This window comes from Paenibacillus herberti, from assembly GCF_002233675.1.
Classification (GTDB): domain Bacteria; phylum Bacillota; class Bacilli; order Paenibacillales; family Paenibacillaceae; genus Paenibacillus_O; species Paenibacillus_O herberti.
In genome coordinates, this window is record NZ_NMUQ01000001.1 from 2,746,718 (window position 1) to 2,773,355 (window position 26,638).

Here is a 26,638-nt window from a genome sequence, read left to right on the forward strand (position 1 = left end):
TGTTATTCTCCCTTCTCGTAATTCGCGAGTTTGGCTTTCAATTCTTCAAGCTCTTTACGGAGCGCCTTTTTCTCCAGATCGTCCATCATCTTGTCCAGCTCCGAAGCCGTTGGCTCCGATGGTGCATTCCAATCTTGACTTGGTTGACCTCCCTCGAAATTCGAAGGATTGCGGTATGGGCCACCAAAGGGACCTTGCGGACGACCTCTCCGAACATCGCGTCCAGAGCGGTGCGGCTCGTTGTATCCTCTGCCGTTATCGTTGTAACCACCGTAGGAGTCGAAGCTTCCGGGCGGATAGTCATTGTATACGGGCTCCTTTGGGATAACCAGGGCAGCCAGGATGTACACTAGAATGGCGGCGCCGCTCGTGCAGATCGCCAGAATGATTACAAGAATACGCAGCAGATTTGCATCTACGTTAAAGTAATCGGACAATCCGCCGCAGAGCCCGGCCATCATTTTCTTTTGTCTGGACCGGTATAGTTGCTTCATGATGAATTAGCCTCCTTGTCCAAGCTTGCGCTTCAGTTGCTCCAGTTCTCTTTCGACAGCTGGGTTCTGAGCGCCTGTGCGTCCTTGTGAAGAATCAACGCCGCCCTGCCTCAGCTCGCGCAGGCTGCGTGCTTCATGCTCCATGCCACTCAGACGATCGTCCAACCGGCGGAACATGCCGTCCTGCTTGCCTCCTCCGACTGCACCGTAGCGCGAGTTCATTCGCTGTTGCAGCTTCAGGGACTCCATCCGGGCTGAATAATACTCCCGTTTATCGTATGCAATCTGGTACTCGCTGCGCATTTCCTGCAGATTATTCCCGAGATCTTCCAAGCTGAGGCGGCTCTGCTCGTAAAGCTCACGATACTGGGCAGCCCGCTCATCAGCGGAGGCCTTCTCATGAAGAGCGATACGTGCTAGCTGCTCTTCGCCAGCTTTCAGCGCTGTGACAGCTTGCTGCTCTCTTTTATCCTTCTGCTGTTCCGCTTGCAGCCATTGCATCTTAAGATGCTGGCTGTGGGCGGAGTATTGGGAGTGCAGACGCTCCGATTGGATGATCTCTTCCCGGGTTCCCCATAGGAACTGGTCGATCAGCTTGACCGGATCTTCCGATTTTTCGAGATGCTCGTTCAGACTTGCTAAGGTAATGTCCCGGACACGTCGTATGATGCTCATCGTTTAATCCTCCTCGTAAGACGCTTAAGCGTTAAATCGGCTTTATGTTCTGTTAGTTGAACGATTATCTTTGATTTTGGATACGCCCCACACGATCAGGCCAACCGCGAGCAACAGCATGATCAGACCGGACAGCTTGCCAAGCAGCATGATAGCCCCGACGCCTGCTATAACACCACCGATTATGCGATTTCCGTGCTTCCAGCCAATGTACCCAAGACCGAGCAGAATTAGCGGGAACACCAGGGATACGACCCAGCTAATCAGATGCCCTAATCCCAAAAACTTCATTGCCACAAGTACTCCAGCTGCAATCAAGATCATGCCAACCGTCGAATTCTTTTTCATCTTTGATTGTCACCGCCTTCCCGACTCATTGGTCGTTTGCTTTATGTCTTTATTCTAGGTTAGAATTCGACTTCTCAAAACGGACCTCGGAACGTTTCTAGACCTGGACTGAGGTCGGGGCAAGACTAAGCCTCATGCCGCAAGCATGACAATCCGTTCCATTAATAAACCATTTGTTTCTTCTTAAATACATGAACTCCGCCCTTAATATCCTTCACGGTAACGGACAAAGTCCATATTCCGGGGCTATCGAGATAGGTCCCTGAAGCCAAATAGGTGTACTTATCAAACCCCTCATAACCATAGGGATCCGCACCCCCTTCTTTAAAGGAAAAAGGCACCTGGACCTTTACGCCTGCTTTGCTTAATTCAGCAACGGCCTCCACCGGTTTCCCCATTCCAATCGGAAGCCATGTATCCAGCCTCGCTTGCTCCGTTTTATGAATAACACGTAACGACATATGAGCTTCCGTTCCCATGACATGCCAATAGAACGGCTCTACCTCACGGGATGGAGAGCTGACCGACAAGATCGAAGCATAAACAATCAGAAAGATCAGAAGGCTGATATTCAAGCCAAGAATACCTTGTTTGATGGTTTGCATTGAGCGTGGATAGCTATAAACCATTACAGCGATAATTAGGGGAAGAAAAAGCTTGATGGCTGAGAATTGGCCCTGCAATAGCGCAATTAGTTCTGGAAAAAGAATAAACAGAAGGCTAAACAAAGCCCAGGACATAAATCGATCCGTAAGCGATTTCAACTGAGTCGATATCAAGCCCGATTGACTTCGACCGGACAGCCATAATCCAAGCCCTCCACCTAACGGGATGATCTGGCCGCAGTAGCTCATAGCAACAATAACAAGCGGGGCGATGCTTTCAAGGTCGACTCTTCCCTGATAGTTATCGATTGCAAGGATTACCATTAGGATTACGGAAAGGAAAGCTTTTCCCCCATTAGATATTAATGCAGACTCTGGTCGTTCAAAAGCGAATACCAACCATAATACGCCAACTATAACCTTCGTTAAGGAAATCCCATCCACTTCACCAGTTAAGATCGCCGCGTAAAGAACTAAAACAACGGCGATTCTTTCCAGGTGAATGATGCTTGCAAACTCATACTTCACTTGAACAGTCGGCCAAAGACATTTTCTGAAAAAAAAGATCCCGAGCAGCAACATAATAGAAAAGTTCTCTATAAACCGCTCCGCAAGGGCCACAACTTTGGGTATTTCCATGCCATACTCGAATGTCATACCGCAACACCTCCACAGCAAAAGTTCTGGACAAAAATCACCAAGCCCAAGGGTCTTTGGACAGCCCCAGCAACTGGGTAAACTTTTCTCCTAACGTCTCTTTTGCTGTCATCAGCTTTTCCGAAGTGCAGGATGACTCTGGCTTGTAGCCCGACTCCTTTACCCAAGTCCAATCTACTTCAGCAAGATTATTCGTGGGACTGGCTTCATCAAAACAAGGAGGCGCAATATAAGTCTTTTTCGTTCGGTCAGCTACCAAACGAGTGTCACCTGGCGGCTCAAATGAAAAGGGAATAATAAAAACAATAACCGCAAAGAGAACTAGTCCGAAAGCAATTCCAATTTTCATACGCATGAGTAATGTAATGTCCCTTCTGTGTCATCTCTCTGCTATTTTACAGTAGCGGTATTTTTTGAGATGACTCAGGAGGGCTATATATGTGCAACTTCTCCGATCATTTGCCGTTCAATATTCTTCATTTCATAAAAATAGCCCTTTTGCTCCATCAACTCCCAGTAGGAGCCTGTTTCCACTACTTTGCCTTGGTCAATGACCACAATTCGATCCATCTCTTCCAATCCGGCAAGCCGATGACAGATCAAGATAAGCGTATCTTTAGCCGCCTGTGCGTACAGCTGCTTCAAAACATGCTGCTCTGTCACATAATCCAGCGATGAAGTTGGTTCGTCTAGCAGCCATAACCGCCCTTTGCGGAGCATTGCTCGCGCCAGAGCCAGCCGCTGTTTCTCGCCGTCTGACAGATTCTCTCCTTTTTCATACACCATATCGGTCAACGATTTATCGGGCAGCTGCACTTTAGTCAGCACTTCCGACAATTGATCGTCAGAATGTTCTTCTCCATCCAGAAGAAGGTTGTCCCGGATCGTTCCCCGGAAGAAATGGCTTTGCTGTAACACCACGTTAGCCGCTTGCCAAATGCTCGTCTCATCCAGTTCGTTCACCGAAAGGCCGCTTAATCGTATGTCGCCAGCCGTTGGTGCACGCAGCTTGAGCAGCAATTCAATAATCGTCGACTTTCCTGATCCGCTCGCCCCGACAATCGCCGTTTTGGAGCCAGGTGAAATATGCAGGGATATATCCCTGAGCGCTGGTCTCCACTCGCCTTCATATTGAAACGTAACACCGGATAGCTCTATCGAAATGGCATGATCAACTGGCAACACGCCGCCCCGCTGCGGGGACAGCACCTCGGTGGACTGGACCGTTTCCGTCAGCCTTTTAGCTGCGTGTTCGCTATCTTCCTTATACGCAGGTAATGTGGCCATTGCCGCCGCTTCTTCAAATACAGTTAACGAAGCCATGATCAGCATAGCAAGAAATACCCCAGCAAGCGCTCCGTCCATAATTAAATAGGCACCAAGCGCGAGCACCCCCCACGAAATGAGGAACGTAACCAAAGCATGCATCGATTGCCCGCGCAACAAATGCCCGGCTGCTCGTTGCTGTTCAGCTGCCAATACAGCGGAAGCCTGCTGAAGCTGTCCCTCTCGCTGTGCCAATTGCCCGTATACTTTCAAATCCCGGAAACCATACAACACCTCGGTAACTTCCGTGGAAAGCAGTGCCCGCTGCTCGCGAACGCGTCCATTTATTTTTCGCTGTCCGAGCAAAACAATTCCCGGTACAACAAATGCCGTCACCAGCATGCCTAGTATAAACAGAACGGCAATCCAGAACGAAATGGCTGAAGTAAACAACACCGTAGCCAAAAACACCATGACGACCATGATCGGGGGATAAGCGACTCGCAAAAAATAATTTTGCAAGCTTTCCACATCTCCAACGATTCGCGCAAGCAGATCCCCGCTTCGATTTTTGTTCAATATACCGGGCGTTAGAGGAATAAGCTTGGCAAAAAAGGATGTACGCAAACGGCTAAGCATGGAGAATGTCGCCTGATGAGAATACAAACGTTCTCCATAACGGCTTGCCGCCCGAAGCAAACCAAGCAATTTGACCATTGAGGTGAGTAAAATCAAAGTATAAAGCGGTGGTGCAAATACCGTTTGTGAAATCATATACCCGCTTGCGGAAAAGAGTGCCACGCCGGCTATGCCTGCGATAAATCCACCCAAAATCGAAAGAATGATATCCTTGCGTTCCTGAAACATCGCCTTCGACAGAACAGCCAGTCCATTCATGATGATAATCCCCCTTTTCGTTGGACATCAACCATCTCGGCATATTGAGGCAGACGCTCCAGAAGCTCGTTATGCCGTCCGGAGTCCACCAATACTCCATTGTCCATAAACAAGATCTTGTCCGCTTGTTGAATCGTATATAGTCGGTGAGCCACCGTAATCATCGTTGCCGTTTTTGCCAGCTTAGCAATGGAGCGTTGCAGTACCCGCTCGGTGTGCAAATCCAGCCCAACCGTGGGCTCATCAAACAAAATGAGGAGAGGACGCTTCAAAAAAGCGCGTGCCAAGGCAAGCCGTTGTTTTTCCCCGCCTGACAGTCCTCTACCTCCTTCACCGACAATGGTATCCAATCCATGCTCCAATTGGGCTGTCAGCGCAGCAAGTCCAGCTTCCTCCGCCGCCCGCTCAATCTCAGCCCTGGTGATGTTCCCACCAGCACCGATCGCAATATTATCAGCCAATGTACCTGCAAAAATATACGGATGCTGTGTAATGTAGCTAACCTGTTGAAACCATGCGGTCTCATCGTATTGCGAGAGGGGGATTCCATTGACCAGAACCGTTCCCGATGCTGGTTTCAGCAAACCGGCAATGAGATGGAGCAAGGTCGTTTTGCCGGAACCACTTTTGCCAACAATGGCAATGTGTTCTCCAGGACCGAGTGAGATCCGACCCGTCTCAAGCTCGAATGAATCTGGAGCATATCGAAACCGGAGGTTGTCCAGCTCTATGGACGGCAACCTTGAAAGGTCGTCGGGATGGAAAATCTCTGATTTAATACCATCGGATGTACCTGCTCCTTCATTGCCATTAGTGTCCCTGCTCTCCCCTGTTGTTTCCTGTAGCATCCCTTCCACTTTACGAACCGCTCCCATACTTGTTCGGCCACTGTGAAAGGCCGTGCCCGTATTTTTTAGCAGGCTGTAAAACTCGGGAACGAGCAACAAAACAAAAAAGGCAGTGTGGAACGTCATTGATTTGAAAACGAGTAATTGGATGGCCAGTTCGAGTGCAACAATGCCAATGCTTAACATCACGATCGATTCCAGCATAAAGGTATTCGTAAACGCAATCTTCAAAATGCCCATCGTGGCATCACGGTAACCCAAACTGCTGCGTTCAATCTCCTGCTGCTGACGGTGAGCCCGTCCAAATATTTTCAACGTTACCAGCCCTTGAAGAGAATCCAGAAACGTACCTGAAAACTCGGCCAGCTGCGCATATTTTTCTTCGGATTTGTTCTTCGTTTTTAGTCCTACCAAAATCATGAACAACGGGATGAACGGAGCAGTAAATAACATAATGAAACCTGTGTTGGCATGCAGGATAAATGTGACGACTAGAATCAGAATGGGGATCATAGCAGCTTCCATCATACGCGGCATGTACTGACTGAAATAACTGTCAGCCTCATCCACAGCATCCAGAGCAATGCTGACCTTGCCTCCCGTCTGTCCACGAAGGGTTGAAGGCATGGTCGCATGAGTCAAGTTTTGCAGTACGGCTGCTCGCATATTCGTCTTGGCAGCGGCAGCCATACGCAAACCTATTTTACCGTTTCCATAAGACAAAAGTGTGCGTACAACCATTACTACCAGAAGCAGGCCGAGCAACACGATAACCGATGAAAAGGAAGCCCTCTCCACAAAAACCCGCTGGACGGCTTCAGCTAACAGTCCAGCCTGACTCACAATAGCTGCACCAAGCGCGAGTGAAATGACCGCGAGGAGGGTCATGTTTTTCCTTTGGGAAGACATTTGCCCAGAAATCAGACCCGATTTCCTGTTCCTCTTCACTGATCTCTCCTCCTTTATGGAACAATTCGCTTTATTTTTTCCCTTTTACATAATCCGCATCAAACAGGAAAAGCTTGAAGACCAGAATAAGGGATGGGATCAACAGGAACAAACCGCCGATAAATACAATAACTAATGCTAAACCCATCGCAGGTGAAGTTGCACTGCTCTGAATCGTGATGTAAGGATCAAGAATATAGGGGTATTGCCCAATCCCGTAAGCGAAAAAGGCACAGAAAAACTGCAGCATAACGCATATGAAAGCTAATCCGTAACGACGTCCGTTGTATAACAGCCACATCGCGATCATGAAAAAAGCAACGGAAAGCGCCAGCAGCCACCATAAATCCATCATATTTTGAAAATGCCGCTCATTGTGTTGACCCAAATAAATAAATGCTGTCAGTGCGAGAATGATCGTTGGTGTGCTCCAGAACAAGGCATAACTCCGCAACAGCTTCAACGCGGAATGATCCTCAGCCCGAGAAGCGTAAAAGGTCAGAAACGAGCCGCTAATGAACAAAACGGACACGATTGCCAGTCCAACGATGCTCCACGATAACGGATTGGTAAACAGCTCCCAGTAATCCAGAGAAACCGTCTCACCCTGCTTCACGATAAAGCCGCCTTCAGACAACGTTAGCGCGACTGACAACGAAGCCGGAATAAGCAAACCTGTAGCTCCGTACAAAAACAGATACACAATGTTCTTCTTGGAACCGTAATTTTCAAAAGCATAAAACGAACCGCGAATCGCAAGCAGAATAACGGCAATGCTTCCCGGAACAAGCAGCGCGGAGCCATAATAATAGGCGGTGTCCGGAAAAAACCCGACGATGCCAATGTAGAAAAAGACAAAAAATACATTTGTGATTTCCCAAACGGGTGATAAATAACGGGAAATCAGACGATTAATGAGATGATCCTGCTTCGTCAAACGTGCATAGAAAGCGAAGAAGCCCGCTCCGAAATCAATGGAGGCTACAATTAAATAGCCGTACAAGAACAACCAGAGCACCGAGATGCCAATCAATTCGTAACTCATCATGTCAGATCACCCTTTGAATGATTAGACTTTTCCTTCATCCATTTCTCCATCTCAACTTCTGCCGAATTATTGTTGAATAAGCGCCTTAACACGATTACACACATGACGCCGAGTAAGATGTACAGGAGCAAAAAGACGAAAAATAATATTCTTACACTCGGTGAAGAAGTAGCGGCTTCCTCTACACGCATATATCCACGGATAATCCACGGCTGTCGCCCAACTTCTGCATAAAACCAGCCCATCTCAACAGCCAGAAAGGCGAGCGGTGCGCTCAGTGCGATAATCCGGAGCATCCACTTGTTAAGCTCATTGCGCTTTTTCCAGAACACAAGCAGGAAATACAAGAGCGAAACAGCGAGCAACGTAAATCCGATTCCGGCCATTACATCAAACAGGTAATGAACGAGAAGCGGCGGCCATTCATCCTTGGGGAATTCCTCCAGCCCCTTTACCTCTGCATTAAAATCTCCAAAGGCCAGGAAACTGAGCAGTTTCGGCAGGTGAATAGCCCCTAGAATCTCGTTCTCTGCATTCAGCCATCCCAGTAAAACCAAATCTGCGCCGCTTTCCGTCTCAAAATGCCACTCTGCCGCTGCCAGCTTCTCCGGCTGATGCTCGGCCAAAAACTTGGCAGAAACATCTCCGGCCAGCGTATTCAGCAAACCGAACAGCAAAACAACCGCCATCATAAGGTTCAAAGCTTTTTTGTGGTATGCGGATACCCCTCTTCTTAGCATCGCAAAAGCTGCAATTCCGGCTAACAGGGCAGCTGCTGTCAAATAGGCCGAGCTTAACACATGGAATACCTTGGAGAACGTAGCCGTATTCAGCATCGCTTGCACTGGGTCAACCGCTGTGAATTGGCCTGCTTCCATGACAAAGCCTCCAGGCTGGTTCATGAATCCATTCACCGTCGTAATAAAAACGGCTGACATACCTGCCCCGGCCACAATTGGAATCGTCAACAGCCAGTGGATATACTGATTTTTGAACCGATCCCACGTATACAAATAAATGCCCAGGAAGATAGCTTCAAAAAAGAACGCGAATACTTCCATAAATAATGGCAGTGCAATGACATTCCCAGCCAACTTCATAAAATTCGGCCACACCAGGGCCAGCTGCAGTGATATCGCTGTGCCGGTCACGACACCAACCGCAACAGAAATGACAAATCCTCGTGCCCATCTCTTCGCCATCAGTATATAATGTTGATCTTTTTTGCGGATTCCGATGAACTCTGCAATAGCGATCATTAATGGCACACCGACACCAATCGTCGCAAAAATAACGTGGAAACCGAGCGTCAAGCCTGTCACTAGCCTACTCCACAGTACCGTATCAATCGCCATACTTAACTGCCTCCTTTCAAACTCTGTTCCATTATTGTGTTAAATTAAAACTTTTAATCAGGCTTGCTAGCCGTTGGACTGCATTCAATATCAGGTTTGGATAGGCTTAATGAAAACTTTGCATGTTGCTTTTTAGTATGGCGTTCCTTGATCTTGACCGTGTGATTGAGAATTTTTTCACAAAGTAAGATGCAAATGATGCTGTCCACATAAACTTTCGCTTGCCTGCCGTTTGTTACTGGCTGAAGCGAGATCTGACACGCCTATATAAACCTGATATCATTATTATATCTTTGTCTCTCCGCAATTCAATCACTGACACGCCTTCGTCTCTAAACGTTAAAGAAAGGGTCAACTCTTTCTGAAAACTTGGTGAAAAATACAGAAAGCACTCGAAAGAGCTATTGTTTCATATAGCTCTTTTGTGGTAATGCAAAAGACAAATTCCCTCCCGAATGGAGACTGGAAGGGGAATTGACCAGCATGGAGCGGCGCATCGCCCGCATCTGGACTCAATTCCCCGTCCCTTCTGTAACGATCGGCAACTTCTCCTTACAGCAGTCTATTCGCCAGGGCTTGGCTCAACCTCTCCATTAAGGCTCCCACTGTCGGCTTCCCTAATTTCAAAATGATCGAAATAATAGGTCAGCCTGGAGGTACCGTTGCCAATCCGAAGCTGAATAGAAGCATCTGCAGTATCGTTGGAACCGGTATAGGTGTAATTCATTTTCAGCTGTTTCCATGTCGTATCAACCGGCATATTTTTAGCGACATATCCGTATCTCGGCGTTCCCGTACCATGGTCGAGAATGATTTGGGCCACATCGGAGCCTGCCGCCAGCTTAACCCAAACCGATATTTCATAGGTTTTATTTTTTTCAAGCGCCACCTTCTGCAACGCTGTTCCGTAATTGCCTGTCACCGTCACTTTGGCGGAGCCGGCGCTATTATTGTAAGTATCCGCCGTCACCGTCACTCTGGAAAGGGTAGCGTTCATTGCTGTCCAGCCTAAAGTGTTATATTCAAAGGCTCCGTTATTGAGCAGGTTGCTCGCTCCCGACTGATCCGTCGTGTACCGAAAATCCAGTCCGGCAAACCCGCCTCCGGCAAATGGCTCTCCCAAATAATTATTTACACGCGGCTTTTTATCGTCGGAAGCATAAATTGGACCGTCTATTGAACCTATCTCCGGCAGCGATGCGGAAATACTGCCGCTTATCCAGCTGTCTCCGCCGTAATTCTCCTTGCTGACAAGATAATAGGATCTTCCGGGAAACAAACGTACCGGCTCGTAAAGCTGTGCATAGAGAAAGCCCCCATCCTGCGCACCGTCCGGCCTTATTTTGGCCTCTGTGACCAGAGCTTTTGTATTGGCATCCAGCAGCTTGAGCAGATGAGTTTCAAAGTTTCCTGCCTCAAACTTTCGTCCAAGCGCAGTCAACATAATCGGCGTGCTGCCAACGGTGAACTTCATGCCTGCATAACCGCTCCAGCCGCTGCGCTGTTCACCGCCCGATATTAATTGCACGAATCCGGACGTATTTTCCAGATCCACCGGAAGCGGGTCGGGCTCAGGCTGTGGCTGCGTCGTTACAGGTTCTGGAAGAAGGATGGGCGCGGGAGTGTCGGAAGTGCCATTTTCGTATAGAAAATCCAGTCCGACAAAGCTGTTTCCTCCCGGAGGGCTCTCTTTGTATGCCGAGCCCCAAACTCCGATATGGGCAGTCGCTACGGAAGCAGTCGTTACAATCATGTCGCTGTCATACCACACATCCTCTCCGACCTTCTCCTCGCTCATCAAATAATAGACTTTATTCGCCTCCAGCGTAACGGCGGCGGGAAGCTGGACATAGCTGAAATCGCCGTTTGCTGCCGCATCCGACATATTAAGCTGAACCATACTGCCCGGAACATCGATGCCTGTGGCGGCATCCACCATTTTCATCCGATGCAGGCCGTAACTGCCGGGCAGGTTAATGCGTCCAAAAGCCGTTACGACGATTGGATTGCCCGCCGTCTCCAGCTTCATGCCTACCCAGCCGCCCCATTCGTTGCGAAGCTTGCCCGCTTTAACGATGGATTGGACAAAGCTGCTCTTTCCGGCAAAATCAACCGGCAGCGATGGTGTCGTCTCAGGCGGCTGCGGTCTGATTAACTCCCCGGAATCTGGCACGGTCGGGATGATATCGCGGTAAGCGCTCTCAATTCCCGCCGACGCAATAATCGCCTGCGCTCCGGCAGGCCAGCTGCCATCCGGCACATAAACCGTACCGGAAATTTCACTGTTGGTTCCCATATTCACCTGCTTGCGGCTATCCGTATAAGTTAAACGCACTTTATTGTTGGAGGACGGATTGATGAAGATCGGAATAGCAGCGAACTCGATGACATTGTTCTCCGCCGTTATGTTGCTGCTTCCTTGGTCCAAATAGATGGCGCCAAAGTTATTTTTCTGACCTTTAATGTAATTACCGGTTATCGTTATATCGTAAGAGGTACCAAGCATATATATGGAGCCTCCGTCCACCAGCTCCTGCATCGTATGATGAATGTAGTTATTGCGGATGACATTGTTTCGGTTGCTTGTATCTACATCTCCCCAACCCCAGCCAAGCGTAATGCCGGAATAAGGCATATTCGATATTTCGTTATTGGCGATTTCGATATTTTGCGGATAGTCTGCAAAGATAGCAACGCTGGAGCGATATTCAGCGCCTATCCGATAAAAAAAGTTATTGGAAATCGTATGGCCTTTCTCCAGCTTTCCGAGATCAAGCGGATTGTAATGATCGGGATTGCGCATATCCACTTCCCCAATTTGAATCCCGCTCCCGGATAAATCCATAAACACATTGCCGATGATACGGTTATTCTGGCTTCCGCCCGACATATTGACCGCCGCACTGCCGAGTTGCGAGAAACGATTGCGCTCGAATACGATGGAGCGGCCCGCTGTAATCTCCACGGCGGCAGGCGTCAAACTCTCCGTAGTGATGCCCGTATTGAGATCCTTCCGGCGCAGCACGTTGGACTGTACATCAGGCAGCCCTTGCGCGCTGCTTGGTTCAAGCCAAGTTGAATATTGAAACCCTATTCCTCTGAACTGAATGTTATGAACCGGCTCATTTTCCGTTCCCGTAATCGTTACAAGCTTCTCCAGCTTAGGAATGGACACCTGCGCGGTGCTGGGATCTTCACCCGGCCGAGGTTTATAGTAGAACGTATCGCTGGTTCGGTCCAAATACCACTCGCCCGGCTGATCCAACAGTTCGTAAGCGTTCTCATAATACCAGGGAACAGTCGCCGATGTGGAGCCTTTACTGCGCAAAGCATACCAGCCCGGCTGTTTCATTTTGATAGAGGCTTTCCCATCAGACAGTGTAATTGCCTCTACAGCGCCGCGCGGATTGGTCCACATTTGCTTGAATACCATTTCCATGTCGCTTTGATTGCCCCAGCCCGCAAGCTCTGCTGCCGATGTGCTCAGGCCGTTATCATCATGTGTTGCGTCCGGCATGCCGCCTTCACTTCTCGCCCTTATCGCGCGTATGCCGTCCACGTATAACTGTCTTGTCTCCACATCGGCGCCTGCCGCCGCTTTGTATATATTTTTTGCAGCGTCGTGCAACTCCCAGCCGCTTATCGTTTGATCTCCGCTCAATAGAGGCGATTCACCCGGATAGGCTTCATAAATGACGTTATAGCCGTTTTGCCCAGAATCCTGCGCAGTAAAATCAACCGTATCCGTTAAGCGAAACACGCCGCCGCGCAAATAAACGTGAATATCCGCCCCCATGCCGACAGTCATGCCGCGAACCGCGTCACGCGCCTTCTCAATTGTTAGGAATGGAAGCTCAGCCGTCCCCGGATTATCGTCATTTCCTTGAACAGCATCCACATACCATGCACCTTCAGACAAAGCCTCGGCTTTCTCCGCCTGCCATACCGGCAGCAGACCTATCATCATACTGACAACAACTGCAATTTTTATCCATTCGCCGCGTTTCATCATACTCCTCCTCTACATTGCTCATAACGGCGAGAACCCATGAACCGCGCATGCGATGATCCGCTGGTGCATACGCGGACCATTACAGCGTCATTACAGCATAAAGCCTGACAGCTCGAACGTCGGAATGTCCATCGATTTTCCATTAACGGACATGTATCGCACTCCTTCACTGAACGGGCTGTATTCCAGCGCCAGCTCCAAACCATCGCGATTGAACTTCACCGTCCGGGATATCCGGTATCTCGAATGAACGCTTGAAGAGAGCCTATCGCTGACGGAAGAAAGCGCGCATCGCTCCCGGAATGACGCAAAATCTCCATCCCTTTCCCCGCTGCCTACCTCCACCGCAAAACCATTGCAAACGGCTAGAAGCTCTTCTGCGCTGAAATTCCGGGCGGGTCCCTCATAGTTGATTAGCGATACCACCAAAAAACCGCCTTGCCTTGTTACCGATACTCCCGTCTTCCTTCCCAGATTCGAAATTCGCAACGGATGAATAGCGATATAAACCGGGCCATCCTTCACATAGATGGAGCATGGAGCTGCACTCTCCCCCCATTCCCCCGCAACGGGCTGTTCGCCCAAAAAAATCTCATCCGGCGCAGCACCATTATCGCCGAGTGTCACATAAAGTTGGAGCGCCAACCGATGAATGCCCGACTGCAGAAACGCTTTGGGCTTATACACGACAACAGCCGTATTTTCATGCTGAAGCGCTATTTTTCGGCCTTCGTCGTTCAATATGTTCATGGACAGGTCGATTTTCTTTGCATTGCTCACATATCTGGCAAATACAGTGCCAACATCGTTTAGTTTTCGGACGGGGACAGCGCGTCTGTACAATAGATGAAAGGCATCGGTCTGCATGCCATTATGAAATTCGCGGGTAGAGGTCCCGAGCGCGTAATTGTCCGTCATGAAGCTCTGAATCAGCCCTTCCGCAGCAGGATATTCATAGGCGCCTTGGACGCACAGATCGGGCTCCGCATCCGCGCCGTAATCGCTTGACGGACTGCAATCGAAGGAGGCTTTAAATGTAAACGGATACGTTTTATGCAGCAGCGCATCCACCAGCCTAGTCGGGCAATGAAAGTCGGCCATCATCCGCATAGCGGAAGAAATGCGTTGTCCCGTTGTCAGCGCCTCGTAACTCCACTCCGTATCGGCCACGTAATCCGGTAAACTCGCCCCGAGCAGCGACAACAGCATAAACCGATTGGAATGAATTCTTCCTGCCGAATCCCTCATATACGCGCGTGAATACGGCCCGGCATGCTGGAGAGTTTGGGGGTGGTAATGCCCGAGCAAATCAACCCAGGTTCTTTCCTCCAACTCAAGGGCAAGGACGACAACTGCTTCATCCTGTACCCACGCGGAAATTTCTGCAAGCGCATAAGCATGAATAGGCGTATAGGTTGGACTGTTGAATTCTGTGGATACGCCTCGCCGCCGAAGCAGCTCCTTAAACTGCAGCAAACGGCCCGACCCGACCCGAAATGCGACTTGATCATGAAACATTTGACCGGCAAGCAGACAGATAAAGGAGGCCATCGAAGGAAAGTTGTCGTTTACTCCAACGTAATCCATGTCATCTCTCAAAAAATGAGGCAGCACATTTGTTACATATTCGCGAAGTAGTTCTTTAGCTGGAGGCGCAAGCAAAGCCATATCTCTAACTAAAATTTGCAAAGCAATCATCGGCGCAAAGTGGCAGAACTTATAACAGGACTCCATAATAATGCGGTTTGCCGCTGCAGACGCCTCACTGCTGCCATGCTCCAAGTAGACCAAAGCCGTCCACAACCGCTCGCGCAAATCGTCTACCATCGACGGCTCCTTCCAGAGAGTGCCATCGTTGGCCATTTGCAGCGTATCGGCTGTCACTCTTGCGCATATAACAGCCCGCCTTTCACGTTGCCCCCGTAAATCGTAATAAAGCGCTCCTTCCATATCGTGTCTCACCTCCTCTTCCATCAGGGTTCCAATTCCAAATCATGCTCCAGTCCTTCTACCAGCATCAGCAAAACCATCGATTGGCCATAGGGCATCGGACAGATCGGAATATCCCTATACTCCTGAAGCGTTCGGCCCATGCCTGTGCCGTAGGATACGCCGCGGACGATTCCGCAATCGTCTATTTGGCTGAGTACCGCCCGCCATGCTTTTACGCTGGCCTCCTTGTAAGCAATCGGCAAGTATCCTTTCCTTACCGCTTTGAGCAAACCATAAGCAAACGCGGCTGTGGCCGATGTTTCCGCATAAGACGACGGGTCGTCAAGCAGCGTATGCCACATGCCTTCGGAATTTTGTAGCAGCAATAGAGCTTCAGCCTGCTTCTCCAGCGCCGATAGGAGCACCGCCTTCACGCCTTCGGGAAGTTCCACCATCTCGAGGTAATCAACCAGCCCCGCTGTATACCAGGAATTACCTCTAGCCCATAAAGCCTTCGCGAAATGATGGTTCTCCAGAAAAGTCCAGCCGTGAAACAGCAAGCCCGTTCTCCGGTCGGTCAAATACTTCAAATGCACCAAAAATTGGCGGATGCTTTCCTGGATATAAGCGTCATTACCAAGCAGTACGCCCGTTTTCGTAAGAAAAAGAACCGTCATATACAAGGTGTCATCCCAAATTTCTCCGGGATTCAACGCCCCCGATACCGTATGCTGAATGGCATTTTCTCCCGTGCGCGGCATCTCGTGCATGGCATATTCGGCCCATTCCCGGCATACGCGCAAATAACGCTCGTTCTTCGTTTCTTCATAAAGGCAAACAAGCGTCAGCATGGGACACATCGTATTTACATTTTTGGGCGGAAGCCCCTGCTCCAGCTGCCAATCGAACCAGTCGGTAAGCTCCTTCAGCAGCTGGGGTCGCTTTGTTTTTCTGTAGTATAAATAAATCGCGAACAAACCTACGCCCTGCGGCCATTCCCAGTTGTCCATCGATACGATGCCGATCGGACAAACTTCCTCCACAGGACTTTGCAGATGCTTCAGCTGCTCCATTACCTTCCGAATTTCCGAATCCATCTTCAACCCATTATCGGCACGCATATTTTTTTGTCCGCACCTTCTTTCCCTCTTTAGTACTCTTAACATTATGAAAAAAGGGGTGCAGACAAAATAAACAATACTCACGGAGACATACACAATTATTATGATCCGGGGAATTGTAGATGCGGGAATTCATGTTTATGGACGGTTCCAAAGGACTTTGTTATATTCTGGCCGTAAGATCACAACAAACACCAAAGTAGGTGACATCATGCAACAGACCGCTCCAGTCAAAGACAAAAAATCCCCTCTAAAGAGCAGTATGCTAAGCAGCAAACAAATTCAAAGAAGAAGGAGATTCCGTAAGAATATCCCATGGATGTTCATGTTCGTCCCCGTGGTCGCATATTATATTGTTTTTAAATACATCCCGATGGGCGGGAACGTCATCGCTTTCAAAAACTATAATTTTACGGATGGCATTTGGGGCAGCCCCTGGGTAGGTATGCAAAATTTCAAGCTGCTGTTCACTGATCCGCTCGCTTTCGCAACAATTCGGAATACATTTGTTATCGCTTTTCTTTCTATTGTTGTAAACTTCCCGTTTCCTGTACTACTCGCTCTGATGTTTAACGAGGTTCGCAAGCAATGGTTCAAAAAAACCGCTCAAACCTTGCTCTACCTTCCCCATTTTCTCTCATGGGTTATAGTCGGCGGACTCGTCATTACTTTGTTTGCGCAGGAGTCCGGCACCATCAATCATCTGTTGAAGCAGTGGACGGGCGAAACGTTTCCTTTTCTTTATAAACCGGTTTCCTGGCTGACTATATTTCTGGCTTCCGGAGTATGGAAAGAAGCTGGCTTTGCCGCCATTATTTATTTGGCCGCTCTCGGCAATATTGATACCAGCCTTTATGAAGCGGCATCTCTAGATGGAGCGGGGAAAATACGGAAAATATGGCATGTCACGCTGCCGGGCATTCGTTCTATCGTCATTCTCATGCTTATACTCGGCATGGGCAGAGTGATGGATGTCGGCTTCGATCAAGTGTACAACCTGCAAAATCCGATCGTGTCCAATGTATCCGAAGTCATATCCACTTATATTTACCGAATGGGTTTGCAGGGAGGACAGTTCTCACTGGCTGCTGCAATGGGCTTGTTCGAGGCCGTTATCGCTCTTGTGCTCATACTGGCCACCAATGCGGTCGCCCGCCGGTTCGGCCAAGGATTATGGTAAGGAGGAAAAGGGATGCGCATAACTCGAGGCGAAAAATGGTTTAATCTCATCAATTATGTTCTGCTTTCGGTTGCCGCGCTGACCTGTTTGCTGCCTCTGGTCAACATACTCGCCGTATCGCTGAGCAGCAACGAAGCCATTCTGTCCGGCAAAGTTTTTCTATTGCCCATTGAAATGAATGTTCAAGCCTACGCAATTCTGTTTAAAGGCACCCCAGTGCTTAATGCGTTTCAGAACAGCCTGATTCTTACCGTATCAGGTACAGTCGTTGCGATGCTGCTTACATTTCTGGCAGCGTATCCATTATCGCGGCAGGACTTCTACAGCCGCAAGTTTTTTACGCTTGCTATCGTATTTACGATGATATTCAGCAGCGGAGTCATTCCGCAGTATTTGCTGGTCAAGTCGCTTGGCCTAATCAACAGCTATTGGGCGATTTGGCTGCCGGCCGCCATCAGTGCCTACAACATGCTGATTATGAAAAACTATTTCGAAAATCTTCCTGTTGAGCTGGAAGAAGCCGCCCGTATTGACGGGGCCTCGGAGCTGCGTTTTATCGGTAGAATCGTTCTTCCTCTCTCCGTTCCGATGCTTGCCACGCTTTCCCTGTTTTACGGAGTCGCGATGTGGAATAATTTCATGTCCGTGCTGATCTATATCAATGATGCAGATAAGCTGAATTTGTCGGTGCTTGTGCAGCAAATGGTCCGCAGCCAGTCGCTGGCACAGGATTTCGCGCTGCGGCCGGAGGATATCGCCCAGTCTACGCCGGAGGGCGTCAAATCGGCAGGCGTTATGGTCATGATTATCCCTTTGCTGCTGGTTTACCCCTTTATTCAAAAGTATTTTGTCAAAGGTGTAATGATAGGCGCAATTAAAGGGTGAGGGCTCGATTCACCAAGGAGGCGTTAAATCTGAAGAAGACATTCGGAGGGGGCAGCATATCAATGATAGAATCCAAAAAAACATCTTCTGCCATTTTGTTATTGCTGCTGGGCGGCATGATGTTGCTCAGCGCTTGTACTTCAAAAGAAACCGGCAGCGGCGGCAAATCGGATGGAAAAAACACAGAGACAAGAGGTAAAATCACTTCCACCATTTACGACAGAGGCGGCGTTGCACCGGAGGAAGGCACCATGATCTCCAACCGGTGGTCCAAATGGATTAACGAAAACAGCCCGGTGGACGTATCGTTTGTAAGCGTGCCGCGCTGGGAGTCCGCCCAAAAGCTGAACACGCTGTTTGCGTCGGGCACTGCTCCCGATTTAATTTTGGAATACGATTCGGTCATCAAAAACCAGCTTTACACCCAGAAGCAGCTGCTTCCCTTGGACGAATATATAGAAAAAAGCACCGTTTACAAAGGAATGCTCGAGAAATATCCTACCCTGCGCAAGCTGGGAACTAAAGATGACGGCAAACTTTATGAAATCGGACGAATCAGCGATGTTATTCCTCAGCATATCATCTATATTCGCACCGATTGGCTCAAAGGGCTGAACCTTGAAATGCCAAAGACGACAGAGGATTTCTTCAACGTTGCCAAAGCATTCGCGGACGGTGATCCCGATGGCAATAACAAGAAGGATACCTATGGCGCTAACCTCAGCTTTGTGGGCATGATGGGCGTTGACGCCATGTTCGGCACTATCTTTAATGCCAATGACAAAAATCCTTGGATTCTGGATGAAAACGGAAATTTGGTGCTCGGCTGGGATCGGGTAGAGGCCGCCCTCCAATTTAAGAAAAAGCTGTATGACGCGGGGATCGTAGACAAAGATTTTCTGACCGATGGCAAGGGAGATAAAGCCAAGCTAGATTTTACGACCGGGAAGCTTGGCATTTGGGGCTCCAACGGACCGGATGCCGCCGCATACAGCACATTAAAGCAGAATGTACCGGATGCCGAAATTGCAGCGCTGCAATTGCCGGAAGGTCTTTTTGGCTCTTTCAGCCCGATTATCGGCACCCCAATTTCAATGAATGCCGTCGTTAATGCTCAAGCCAAAAATCCGGCTGACATTATTAAATATATCGATTTTATGATGTCAGAAAAAGCAATCATGGTGCTGAACAATGGAATTGAAGGTGAGCATTACAAAATTGGGGACAACGGCTGTCCAACTGTCATCGATCCCGACAAAAACAAAATCGAGAAAAACTACAGCGGAGATTTTGCCATGATTACAGGCGGCATTACCGGCAAATGCGCCTCTTACAACCTGCTGCTGAATCCAATTGAACCGAAAGAACAGACTGCCGAGGGCAAAGCCGCTTATGAAATTTCCAAACAATTCGCAGCAGCTTATCAATCTGCTTTCGACGCCTACCTTGATCCGTCCAGACCGATGGTCAGCATCATTCCGAACGCCGCTTTGCCTTCATTGCCGCAAACTCTACAGATCAATCAAACCAATGGCTTCAAAACTGTCTATGATATTATCGCCAAAAGCATCATTTCCGGCGGCAGTTATACCGCCCAGCAAGCCATCAAAGATGCAAAAGCTGCCTGGCAAACTTCAAACGGAGCCAAGGTCGAAGCCTTTATGAAGGAATGGTATACAGAGAACAAGGACAAAACGCTGCTGACAAAGGACTATTACGATTTCATTAAGAAGAATAACGAATGAACTTTTAGAACAGGCACAACTCCTTTTGTCGATCCACGGCAAAGGGAGCTGTGCTTTTGCCGTACGGTTGAACTTGTCGTTCCTCTTCTTGACCATAACGAAGGTTAGGTCGGGATTCGCAGATAGACTACTTCATATAATCCGAGGTGGAAGTTTTCTATGAAAAAAAATCCATGGCTGCGTTTTTTCCTGTCCTATTTATTTGTTTTTTTGTTCACAGCAGTCTCGCTGGTCGTTATTTTTTTATTTATCCTCGGAAACGCCTCCAAACAGGAAGCCGACAATGCCAACAACAGATATGCCCACACCGCAGTGAAAACTTTCGATAATACGCTTCGGAATATCGAGCAGGCAATCATTCAAGAGACTCTTACAAACAGCGATTTGCAATCGTTCTACGACCACACCGGCACCAACGATATATACTCCAATTATTTGCTATACTCCCGGTTTAGAGATTTGACGAGCAGCATTAACGGCATTGATTCTATCTATCTCTATCGGACCTCCGATCAAAAGGTCATGTCAGACTCCTACCTGCTGGACCTCGCCGACTTCGAAGACAAGGAGTTCGTAACGAACCGAATGGAGCAGCCTAACCTGAACAGCTGGTCTTCGCCCCGCTCTTATTCCTCCATTAAAGGCGGGCAAAGCCGGCAGGTTGTCTCTCTTGTGAAAGGGATTCCGTTTGGCACCGCTCAGCAGGGACTGCTCGTAGTGAACATTTTTCTGCCGTATTTGCAAAATGAGTTGGCGGAAATCGGTCAATCCGATCTCCATTATGCCTATTTTACCGATCCGGCGGGTAAACCGTTCTTTCGTTCAATGGAATCCTATAACAATGACCGGGTCCAAATTCAATCGGAGCTAACGGATTGGAGCCTCCATTCAGGTTTGAAAAACACGAAGTTTGGCGGCTTTTTATCAATCATTTCCTTCTTCTGGATTATTTTCATAACCCTCGTCCTGATGTTCGGAATTTCCTTGCTGATCTATGTGTTTCGCCGCAATTACAAGCCAATCGATACGATTACAAACCGGATTCAGCAATATGTATACAACGACAAGTACCGCTATGAAGGCGACCAGTTCACTTTCATCGACTCCTCAATCGAAAAGCTAATTTTACAGTCTCAGCATCATGAAGCGCAGGCGGCCAAAGATCTCATTTGGAAAAAAAGCACGTTGCTTCGTGATTTTGTAACCGGAACGATGAACTCGGTTCAGGCCGAGACTAAGCGGGAACTGTTGGAGCAGCAATTGCTGGAAAGATTTAAGGCAGCACCGCGTTCCTGCCTAGTTTTGCTCATCGAGGTGGATGCGTACAACATTTTCTTACAAACGTACAACGAACGCGATCAGCTTTTGCTTAGATTTGCGCTGCAATCAGCCGTCTCGGAAATGTCCGGGCATTATTCCAACTCCATTTGGATCGAATGGCTATCCGGCTCGCGCTTATGCAATCTCATTGCGCTGGATGAAGTGGAGCCTAATTCGCTGGACACCATTTTGCAAATGTGCGAAGAGTGGCGAAACTGGGTTGAGGGGTATTTGAAATTTACTATTACAGTGGGAGTGGGAGAACCCGTGCCTGCCCTTTCAAATCTGCCCTACTCGTATGAAATCGCTTTGGATATGCTGGACATCAAAGCTACGCTTGGTTCGAATAAGGTCATCTCGCAAAAAAACCTGTCGCAGCAGCCTACTGCAGTCATATATGAACAACTTGCCACTATTCGCTCTATGATTCATTATATTAAAACAGGCAAAGAGTTATGGGAAAATGAGTTCAGGTCGATATTTGCCGAGATAAAGGCCAGGCATTCCTCACGCAAAGCAATTGTAAATATGGCCGACTATTTGCATTACCATCTAACCAAGGAAATTTCCGGACTGCCGGAGGACATAGCGGTTTATTGGAATCATATTTTGCTGCCAGAACTAAAGGAAGCGCTAAAACACTTTGCATCAATCGACGAGCTAGAGCGCGATATCTTTGCTGCCCTTTGCGACATTTCAGAGAAAATCAACATTCGTCGAGAATCAAGTCCCCACTATCAGAATATTGGGGCGATCCAAGCTTATATTTCAGCTCATCTGGCCGATCCAAACTTATCCCTGAACCAGATCAGTGAATATTTCCAGCTTAGTCCCTCTCACTTCAGCGCCTTGTTCAAAGAGGTGATGAATGAGAAATTCATTGATTATTTGACAAGGATTCGCATAGAAGCGGCAACGAGGCTTTTGGTAACGACTAACGCTTCCATTCAGGACATAGGACTGCAGGTTGGATATGTCCATTCCTTTTCATTCATCCGAGTGTTCAAAAAATGGACCGGCACCACTCCCGGAGAATACCGTAAAAAGAAGGAATCGGGATGAACGCTGTAACGATGATGTTCCGTTGTCAACCTGCGGCTGAAGACCTGACTATTAAAAAAGCTGCCGTTCCATCAACAAATGATGAAACGGCAGCTTTTAAGCGTTTATTAATTCAAGTCTATCAACATTAACGGCTCATCCAGCCACCGTCCACGCACAGCACGTGGCCGCTCATATAATCGGATGCAGATGATGCGAGGAAAATAGCAGCGCCAGCCAAGTCTTGCCCGGTTCCCCAGCGCCCCGCAGGAATTCGCTCCAAAATTTGAGTGCTGCGCAACGGATCTTCGCGAAGCGCTTCCGTATTGTCCGTAACCATATAACCCGGCGCAATGGCGTTGACCTGTACGCCTTTTGACGCCCATTCATTGCCAAGCTGCTTCGTCAGACCGACAATGGCATGTTTGCTTGCCGTGTAGCCTGGCACATTAATGCCGCCCTGGAATGACAGCATTGATGCAATGTTAATAATTTTCCCCGCGCCTTGTGCGATCATCCGCTTGCCCGCTTCCTGGCTCAGAACAAAGACGGAATTCAGGTTGACGTTCAGCACGTCCTCCCAATCCCTATAACTGTGTTCGGCGGCAGGCGTACGGCGAATGATTCCTGCATTGTTAACGAGAACATCAATCCGGCCGAATTCCTCAACCGTCTTGTCGATAATGCCAGGCAGATTGCTGCGGTTAGAAATGTCAGCCTGGAGCGTAACTGCCTTGCGGCCAAGCTCCCGCACTTTACCGGCGGTTCCGTCGGCAGGCGTATCGTTTGTGACAAGCACGAGATCCGCGCCTGCTTCCGCCAGCCCAACCGCGATGGCTGCGCCAAGTCCGCGTCCCGCGCCCGTTACAACAGCAACCTTGCCCGTCAGGTCAAAATAATGCACCGATAAAATCCCCCTTCAACCGTTACACTCCGATCAAACGGACGCCTGCATTCTCGTATTTAAGCGCGACGTACTCATCCATCGATGCATCTGTAATGATACAATCAATTTCGCTTAATTCGGCAAACGTAATTAGCGCTCCCCGGTCGAACTTGCTATGATCGGCGAGACAAATTACGGTTTTTGCGCATTCCATATATAATCTTTTCAAAGCGGCCAGCTCTTCTGTAAAAATCGTCAAGCCGTATTCGAGATGAATTCCGGTCGTAGAAAGGAACAGCTTGTGAACGTTCAACTTGCGGATCCATTCGCTCGATTCCGTACCGATAAGCAGATTTTTTCGGCGGTAGCCGCCAGCCACGATAAGCCGAATCTGATCTTTAAGCGTAAGCTCGCGGATAATGAGCAGATCGTTGGTTAGCACTGTAATCGGCATATTGGGCAGCCTTTTGGCCACTTCCAGCGTTGTGCTTCCCGCATCAAGCGCGATGATGTCGTCGGGTTCAATCATGGCGACAGCCTTGTCGGCAATCGCTGCCTTCTCTTTTTGGCGCTTAATATTCGGTATTTGAATCGGCAGAAGGCTGTCTTCCCCCGTCGATTCCATCACCGCCCCACCATGAATGCGGCGAAGCAGTCCCTTTTCTTCCAGCTTCTCAAGATCCTCGCGGACTGTCTTTTCCGTTACCTTGAATTGCTCGCTAAGCTCCGATACTTTAACGCTGCCCCGCTGCTCCAACTGCTCGATAATATGCCGATGACGATCTGCCGCAAGCATAGCTACTACCTCAACCCTTTCATGGGAATAAACTCTTGGTCTGAAAATGTATAGTTCTCGCCGGCCATCGCCCAGCAGAACGAATAATTGCTCGTCCCCGCTCCAGAGTGAATCGACCAGGGTGGAGAAAGAACCGCTTGCTCGTTCTCAGCAACTAGATGTCTCGTTTCAGCGGGCTCGCCCATCATATGGAATATGCGGGCGTCATCGTTCAAATCAAAGTACAGATACGCCTCCATGCGGCGGTCATGCACATGAGCCGGCATCGTATTCCAGACGCTTCCCGGCTTTAATGTCGTTACGCCAAGCATCAGCTGGCAGCTCTGAATACCGTCCGCATGAATATATTTGTTCAGCACACGCTCATTGGACGTTTCCAGCGAGCCGAGATGCGTAGGATTTGCTTCTTCCGCCGTCATTTTGCGCGTTGGATACTCGGCATGCGCAGTTGCGGAAACGAGGTAAATTTTCGCGGGATCGTTTTTGTCCTTACTGGCGATTGTCACGTCCTGCCTGCCTTTTCCTACATAAAGAACATCCAGCTTCGACAGCTCATAAGCTTTGCCATCAACGGCAATAACCGCAATGCCGCCGCCGATATGCAGAAAACCAATTTCACGACGCTCCAGAAAATATTCCGTCTGCAACGTTTCCCGATCCTCCAACTTCAGCGCTTCGCCAACCGGTAACACCCCGCCCACGATAAGACGGTCATAATGGGAATACACCATGTTGATTTTATTCGCTTCGAACAATCCTCCGACAAGAAACTCCTGCCTCAGACGTTCTGTTGTGTAATGTTTAACATCTGCAGGATTAGTCGTATGACGAATTTCCATGGGAAAATAAGCCTCCTTAGGTTCATACAGGTGCGGTTTATGGATGAGCGAACCAATGTGGTTTGTTTTTGTTCGATTTATAATAACACACTTTTTCGAACATAAAAAGAAGCGCTCCCAAAACAAAAAAGCTCACCAGAGAAATTATCCCCTAGATGAACTTATACTAGCCGAAACCAAGTCAAACTTTCGTATGAGCGCATCGCTCCACTCATTCATAGCGCAATTGAACATAATGCTTTATACGGTCAAACGCTGATCATGGTTTGATATCATCAAAACAATAATATCAAAAAAATTTTGAATACGATCGCTAAAAAATTCTAAGACATGAAACAAAATCTAGTTTTTCGATTAAGCTTCTACGAGGGATTGGTGGGATCAATCAAGAGCTTTTTCAGAGAAAGGAAGGAATGAACTCTATGCCAGTTTATTCGGAGATAGAGATGACTCGCAAGCAATGATACGATGAAATCGGAAATTTCAACAGAATTTGCAGAATCGCTTCCGACCTGTTGATTGTTAACACAAAAAAAGCTTCGAGAATGATTCATTCTCGAAGCTTTAAAAGTTAGGTTTGATGCTGGTAAAGGGACTCGAACCCCCACTCCGTCTCCGGAAGCGGATTTTGAGTCCGCCGCGTCTGCCATTCCGCCACACCAGCATAATAAAATTCAAGTTTTACTTTAAACAAGCAAGCCATAGAACAATAAGTTCTGCTTGTGGCGTGCCCTAAGAGATTCGAACTCCTGACCTTTTGATTCGTAGTCAAATGCTCTATCCAGCTGAGCTAAGGGCACACATTAAGCAACATGGAGGCGCCACCCAGACTCGAACTGGGGGTAGAGCTTTTGCAGAGCTCTGCCTTACCACTTGGCTATGGCGCCTTAATAAAAAATGGAGCGGAAGACGGGAATCGAACCCGCGACCCTCGCCTTGGCAAGGCGATGCTCTACCGCTGAGCCACTTCCGCAATGGCTGGGGATTCAGGGATCGAACCTGAGAATGACGGAGTCAAAGTCCGTTGCCTTACCGCTTGGCTAATCCCCAATAATAATGGGGCGATCGAGGGGAATTGAACCCCCGAATGCCGGAACCACAATCCGGTGCGTTAACCACTTCGCCACGATCGCCATCTGGCAGGGGCAGCAGGAATTGAACCCACACTAACGGTTTTGGAGACCGTTGTTCTACCCTTAAACTATGCCCCTAAAAACTGGTGGAGGATGATGGATTCGAACCACCGAACTCGTAAGAGAACAGATTTACAGTCTGCTGCGTTTGGCCACTTCGCTAATCCTCCATGAATGGTGCCGCCGAGAGGACTTGAACCCCCAACCTACTGATTACAAGTCAGTTGCTCTACCAGTTGAGCTACAGCGGCATACTATTCAGTTGTCATATGGTGGCTCGGGACGGAATCGAACCGCCGACACAAGGATTTTCAGTCCTTTGCTCTACCGACTGAGCTACCGAGCCTTACATATTCTTAAAAAATGGCGGAGCTGACGGGATTCGAACCCGCGATCTCCTGCGTGACAGGCAGGCATGTTAGGCCACTACACCACAGCTCCATATTGGTTGCGGGGACAGGATTTGAACCTGTGACCTTCGGGTTATGAGCCCGACGAGCTACCGGACTGCTCCACCCCGCGGTAGTAAAATGGTGGAAGCTGAGGGGATCGAACCCCCGACCCTCTGCTTGTAAGGCAGATGCTCTCCCAGCTGAGCTAAGCTTCC

Annotated in this window: 20 protein-coding genes and 13 tRNA genes; 5 read left to right on the forward strand and 28 right to left on the reverse strand. The window is 48.7% G+C overall.

Annotation, left to right across the window (positions count from 1 at the left end; all coding sequences use genetic code 11):
- Positions 1–2: 2 nt before the first annotated feature.
- From CGZ75_RS12485 to bglB, 12 genes are all read right to left on the reverse strand, one after another.
- Positions 3–494 carry a PspC domain-containing protein gene (locus tag CGZ75_RS12485; RefSeq protein ID WP_089524456.1) on the reverse strand — a complete coding sequence of 164 codons (492 nt, stop codon included), beginning with the start codon at positions 492–494 and terminating at the stop codon, positions 3–5.
- A gap of 6 nt (positions 495–500) precedes the next feature.
- Positions 501–1,169 carry a PspA/IM30 family protein gene (locus CGZ75_RS12490; protein WP_089524457.1) on the reverse strand — a complete coding sequence of 223 codons (669 nt, stop codon included), beginning with the start codon at positions 1,167–1,169 and terminating at the stop codon, positions 501–503.
- Between the two features lie 42 nt (positions 1,170–1,211).
- Positions 1,212–1,517, reverse strand: coding sequence for a LiaF transmembrane domain-containing protein (locus CGZ75_RS12495; protein ID WP_089524458.1), 306 nt, complete (start codon positions 1,515–1,517; stop codon positions 1,212–1,214).
- 161 nt (positions 1,518–1,678) lie between these two features.
- Positions 1,679–2,779: a hypothetical protein gene (locus CGZ75_RS12500; protein ID WP_089524459.1), complete on the reverse strand. Its 1,101-nt coding sequence runs from the start codon at positions 2,777–2,779 to the stop codon at positions 1,679–1,681.
- A gap of 37 nt (positions 2,780–2,816) precedes the next feature.
- A complete protein-coding gene (locus CGZ75_RS12505; protein WP_089524460.1) occupies positions 2,817–3,134 on the reverse strand; it encodes a hypothetical protein in 318 nt (105 codons plus the stop codon).
- Positions 3,135–3,211: 77 nt separating this feature from the next.
- Positions 3,212–4,942, reverse strand: coding sequence for a thiol reductant ABC exporter subunit CydC (gene cydC, locus CGZ75_RS12510; RefSeq protein WP_089524461.1), 1,731 nt, complete (start codon positions 4,940–4,942; stop codon positions 3,212–3,214).
- Positions 4,939–6,699 (reverse strand): thiol reductant ABC exporter subunit CydD, encoded by a 1,761-nt coding sequence (gene cydD, locus CGZ75_RS12515; protein ID WP_089524691.1) that lies wholly within the window; start codon positions 6,697–6,699, stop codon positions 4,939–4,941. The genes cydC and cydD overlap by 4 nt, the downstream gene beginning before the upstream one ends.
- Before the next feature lie 70 nt (positions 6,700–6,769).
- Positions 6,770–7,786 (reverse strand): cytochrome d ubiquinol oxidase subunit II, encoded by a 1,017-nt coding sequence (locus CGZ75_RS12520; protein ID WP_089524462.1) that lies wholly within the window; start codon positions 7,784–7,786, stop codon positions 6,770–6,772.
- Positions 7,783–9,141 carry a cytochrome ubiquinol oxidase subunit I gene (locus tag CGZ75_RS12525; RefSeq protein WP_089524463.1) on the reverse strand — a complete coding sequence of 453 codons (1,359 nt, stop codon included), beginning with the start codon at positions 9,139–9,141 and terminating at the stop codon, positions 7,783–7,785. Before CGZ75_RS12525 ends, CGZ75_RS12520 begins: the two co-directional genes overlap by 4 nt.
- Before the next feature lie 562 nt (positions 9,142–9,703).
- Positions 9,704–13,150, reverse strand: coding sequence for a carbohydrate binding domain-containing protein (locus tag CGZ75_RS12530; protein ID WP_217900055.1), 3,447 nt, complete (start codon positions 13,148–13,150; stop codon positions 9,704–9,706).
- A gap of 93 nt (positions 13,151–13,243) precedes the next feature.
- Entirely contained in the window at positions 13,244–15,103 is a 1,860-nt protein-coding gene (locus CGZ75_RS12535) for a hypothetical protein (RefSeq protein WP_089524465.1), read from the reverse strand.
- A 23-nt stretch (positions 15,104–15,126) separates the two neighbouring features.
- Complete coding sequence (gene bglB, locus CGZ75_RS12540) at positions 15,127–16,206, reverse strand: beta-galactosidase BglB (protein WP_089524466.1); 1,080 nt, start codon at positions 16,204–16,206, stop codon at positions 15,127–15,129.
- Between the two features lie 319 nt (positions 16,207–16,525).
- Between bglB and CGZ75_RS12545 the strand changes: the two genes are divergently transcribed.
- The 5 genes from CGZ75_RS12545 to CGZ75_RS26175 all read left to right on the forward strand — a co-directional run bounded on the left by CGZ75_RS12545 (position 16,526) and on the right by CGZ75_RS26175 (position 22,529).
- Positions 16,526–17,386, forward strand: a complete 861-nt coding sequence (locus CGZ75_RS12545) for an ABC transporter permease (protein WP_342745666.1) — start codon at positions 16,526–16,528, stop codon at positions 17,384–17,386.
- Between the two features lie 12 nt (positions 17,387–17,398).
- Positions 17,399–18,271 (forward strand): carbohydrate ABC transporter permease, encoded by an 873-nt coding sequence (locus CGZ75_RS12550; protein WP_089524467.1) that lies wholly within the window; start codon positions 17,399–17,401, stop codon positions 18,269–18,271.
- 62 nt (positions 18,272–18,333) lie between these two features.
- Positions 18,334–20,016 (forward strand): extracellular solute-binding protein, encoded by a 1,683-nt coding sequence (locus tag CGZ75_RS12555; protein ID WP_089524468.1) that lies wholly within the window; start codon positions 18,334–18,336, stop codon positions 20,014–20,016.
- 159 nt (positions 20,017–20,175) lie between these two features.
- Positions 20,176–22,398 (forward strand): helix-turn-helix domain-containing protein, encoded by a 2,223-nt coding sequence (locus CGZ75_RS12560; RefSeq protein WP_089524469.1) that lies wholly within the window; start codon positions 20,176–20,178, stop codon positions 22,396–22,398.
- Entirely contained in the window at positions 22,395–22,529 is a 135-nt protein-coding gene (locus CGZ75_RS26175; RefSeq protein ID WP_281255101.1) for a hypothetical protein, read from the forward strand. The genes CGZ75_RS12560 and CGZ75_RS26175 overlap by 4 nt, the downstream gene beginning before the upstream one ends.
- Here CGZ75_RS26175 and kduD read toward each other — a convergent pair.
- From kduD to CGZ75_RS12645, 16 genes are all read right to left on the reverse strand, one after another.
- On the reverse strand, positions 22,526–23,281 hold the full coding sequence (kduD, locus tag CGZ75_RS12565) for a 2-dehydro-3-deoxy-D-gluconate 5-dehydrogenase KduD (protein WP_089524470.1): 756 nt from the start codon (positions 23,279–23,281) through the stop codon (positions 22,526–22,528). The two genes, CGZ75_RS26175 and kduD, sit on opposite strands and share 4 nt — an antisense overlap.
- 22 nt (positions 23,282–23,303) lie before the next feature.
- Positions 23,304–24,059 carry a DeoR/GlpR family DNA-binding transcription regulator gene (locus tag CGZ75_RS12570; protein WP_089524471.1) on the reverse strand — a complete coding sequence of 252 codons (756 nt, stop codon included), beginning with the start codon at positions 24,057–24,059 and terminating at the stop codon, positions 23,304–23,306.
- Between the two features lie 5 nt (positions 24,060–24,064).
- Entirely contained in the window at positions 24,065–24,898 is an 834-nt protein-coding gene (kduI, locus tag CGZ75_RS12575; RefSeq protein ID WP_089524472.1) for a 5-dehydro-4-deoxy-D-glucuronate isomerase, read from the reverse strand.
- Between the two features lie 581 nt (positions 24,899–25,479).
- Positions 25,480–25,562, reverse strand: a tRNA-Leu gene (locus tag CGZ75_RS12585).
- Positions 25,563–25,621: 59 nt separating this feature from the next.
- Positions 25,622–25,698, reverse strand: a tRNA-Arg gene (locus CGZ75_RS12590).
- Positions 25,699–25,711: 13 nt separating this feature from the next.
- A tRNA-Cys gene (locus CGZ75_RS12595) sits at positions 25,712–25,785 on the reverse strand.
- A gap of 11 nt (positions 25,786–25,796) precedes the next feature.
- Positions 25,797–25,871 (reverse strand) — tRNA-Gly (locus CGZ75_RS12600).
- A 2-nt stretch (positions 25,872–25,873) separates the two neighbouring features.
- Positions 25,874–25,948, reverse strand: a tRNA-Gln gene (locus CGZ75_RS12605).
- Positions 25,949–25,955: 7 nt separating this feature from the next.
- Positions 25,956–26,031, reverse strand: a tRNA-His gene (locus CGZ75_RS12610).
- Between the two features lie 4 nt (positions 26,032–26,035).
- Positions 26,036–26,109: transfer RNA gene (locus CGZ75_RS12615), tRNA-Trp, on the reverse strand.
- A 6-nt stretch (positions 26,110–26,115) separates the two neighbouring features.
- A tRNA-Tyr gene (locus tag CGZ75_RS12620) sits at positions 26,116–26,201 on the reverse strand.
- Between the two features lie 5 nt (positions 26,202–26,206).
- A tRNA-Thr gene (locus CGZ75_RS12625) sits at positions 26,207–26,282 on the reverse strand.
- 19 nt (positions 26,283–26,301) lie between these two features.
- Positions 26,302–26,377: transfer RNA gene (locus CGZ75_RS12630), tRNA-Phe, on the reverse strand.
- Positions 26,378–26,395: 18 nt separating this feature from the next.
- Positions 26,396–26,472, reverse strand: a tRNA-Asp gene (locus CGZ75_RS12635).
- Positions 26,473–26,476: 4 nt separating this feature from the next.
- Positions 26,477–26,553: transfer RNA gene (locus CGZ75_RS12640), tRNA-Met, on the reverse strand.
- A gap of 9 nt (positions 26,554–26,562) precedes the next feature.
- Positions 26,563–26,638: transfer RNA gene (locus CGZ75_RS12645), tRNA-Val, on the reverse strand.

Excerpts from the sequence above, each read along its gene's own strand:
- CGZ75_RS26175 (WP_281255101.1), top strand. The coding sequence starts at position 22,395 with ATGAACGCTGTAACGATGATGTTCCGTTGTCAACCTGCGGCTGAAGAC.
- CGZ75_RS12485 (WP_089524456.1), bottom strand. The coding sequence starts at position 494 with ATGAAGCAACTATACCGGTCCAGACAAAAGAAAATGATGGCCGGGCTC.
- CGZ75_RS12525 (WP_089524463.1), bottom strand. The coding sequence starts at position 9,141 with ATGGCGATTGATACGGTACTGTGGAGTAGGCTAGTGACAGGCTTGACG.
- CGZ75_RS12570 (WP_089524471.1), bottom strand. The coding sequence starts at position 24,059 with ATGCTTGCGGCAGATCGTCATCGGCATATTATCGAGCAGTTGGAGCAG.
- CGZ75_RS12560 (WP_089524469.1), top strand. The coding sequence starts at position 20,176 with ATGAAAAAAAATCCATGGCTGCGTTTTTTCCTGTCCTATTTATTTGTT.
- CGZ75_RS12555 (WP_089524468.1), top strand. The coding sequence starts at position 18,334 with ATGATAGAATCCAAAAAAACATCTTCTGCCATTTTGTTATTGCTGCTG.
- CGZ75_RS12530 (WP_217900055.1), bottom strand. The coding sequence starts at position 13,150 with ATGAAACGCGGCGAATGGATAAAAATTGCAGTTGTTGTCAGTATGATG.
- CGZ75_RS12500 (WP_089524459.1), bottom strand. The coding sequence starts at position 2,779 with ATGACATTCGAGTATGGCATGGAAATACCCAAAGTTGTGGCCCTTGCG.
- CGZ75_RS12520 (WP_089524462.1), bottom strand. The coding sequence starts at position 7,786 with ATGATGAGTTACGAATTGATTGGCATCTCGGTGCTCTGGTTGTTCTTG.
- kduI (WP_089524472.1), bottom strand. The coding sequence starts at position 24,898 with ATGGAAATTCGTCATACGACTAATCCTGCAGATGTTAAACATTACACA.
- CGZ75_RS12535 (WP_089524465.1), bottom strand. The coding sequence starts at position 15,103 with ATGGAAGGAGCGCTTTATTACGATTTACGGGGGCAACGTGAAAGGCGG.
- CGZ75_RS12550 (WP_089524467.1), top strand. The coding sequence starts at position 17,399 with ATGCGCATAACTCGAGGCGAAAAATGGTTTAATCTCATCAATTATGTT.
- bglB (WP_089524466.1), bottom strand. The coding sequence starts at position 16,206 with ATGCGTGCCGATAATGGGTTGAAGATGGATTCGGAAATTCGGAAGGTA.
- CGZ75_RS12545 (WP_342745666.1), top strand. The coding sequence starts at position 16,526 with ATGTTCATGTTCGTCCCCGTGGTCGCATATTATATTGTTTTTAAATAC.
- cydD (WP_089524691.1), bottom strand. The coding sequence starts at position 6,699 with ATGTCTTCCCAAAGGAAAAACATGACCCTCCTCGCGGTCATTTCACTC.
- CGZ75_RS12490 (WP_089524457.1), bottom strand. The coding sequence starts at position 1,169 with ATGAGCATCATACGACGTGTCCGGGACATTACCTTAGCAAGTCTGAAC.
- CGZ75_RS12505 (WP_089524460.1), bottom strand. The coding sequence starts at position 3,134 with ATGCGTATGAAAATTGGAATTGCTTTCGGACTAGTTCTCTTTGCGGTT.
- cydC (WP_089524461.1), bottom strand. The coding sequence starts at position 4,942 with ATGAATGGACTGGCTGTTCTGTCGAAGGCGATGTTTCAGGAACGCAAG.
- CGZ75_RS12495 (WP_089524458.1), bottom strand. The coding sequence starts at position 1,517 with ATGAAAAAGAATTCGACGGTTGGCATGATCTTGATTGCAGCTGGAGTA.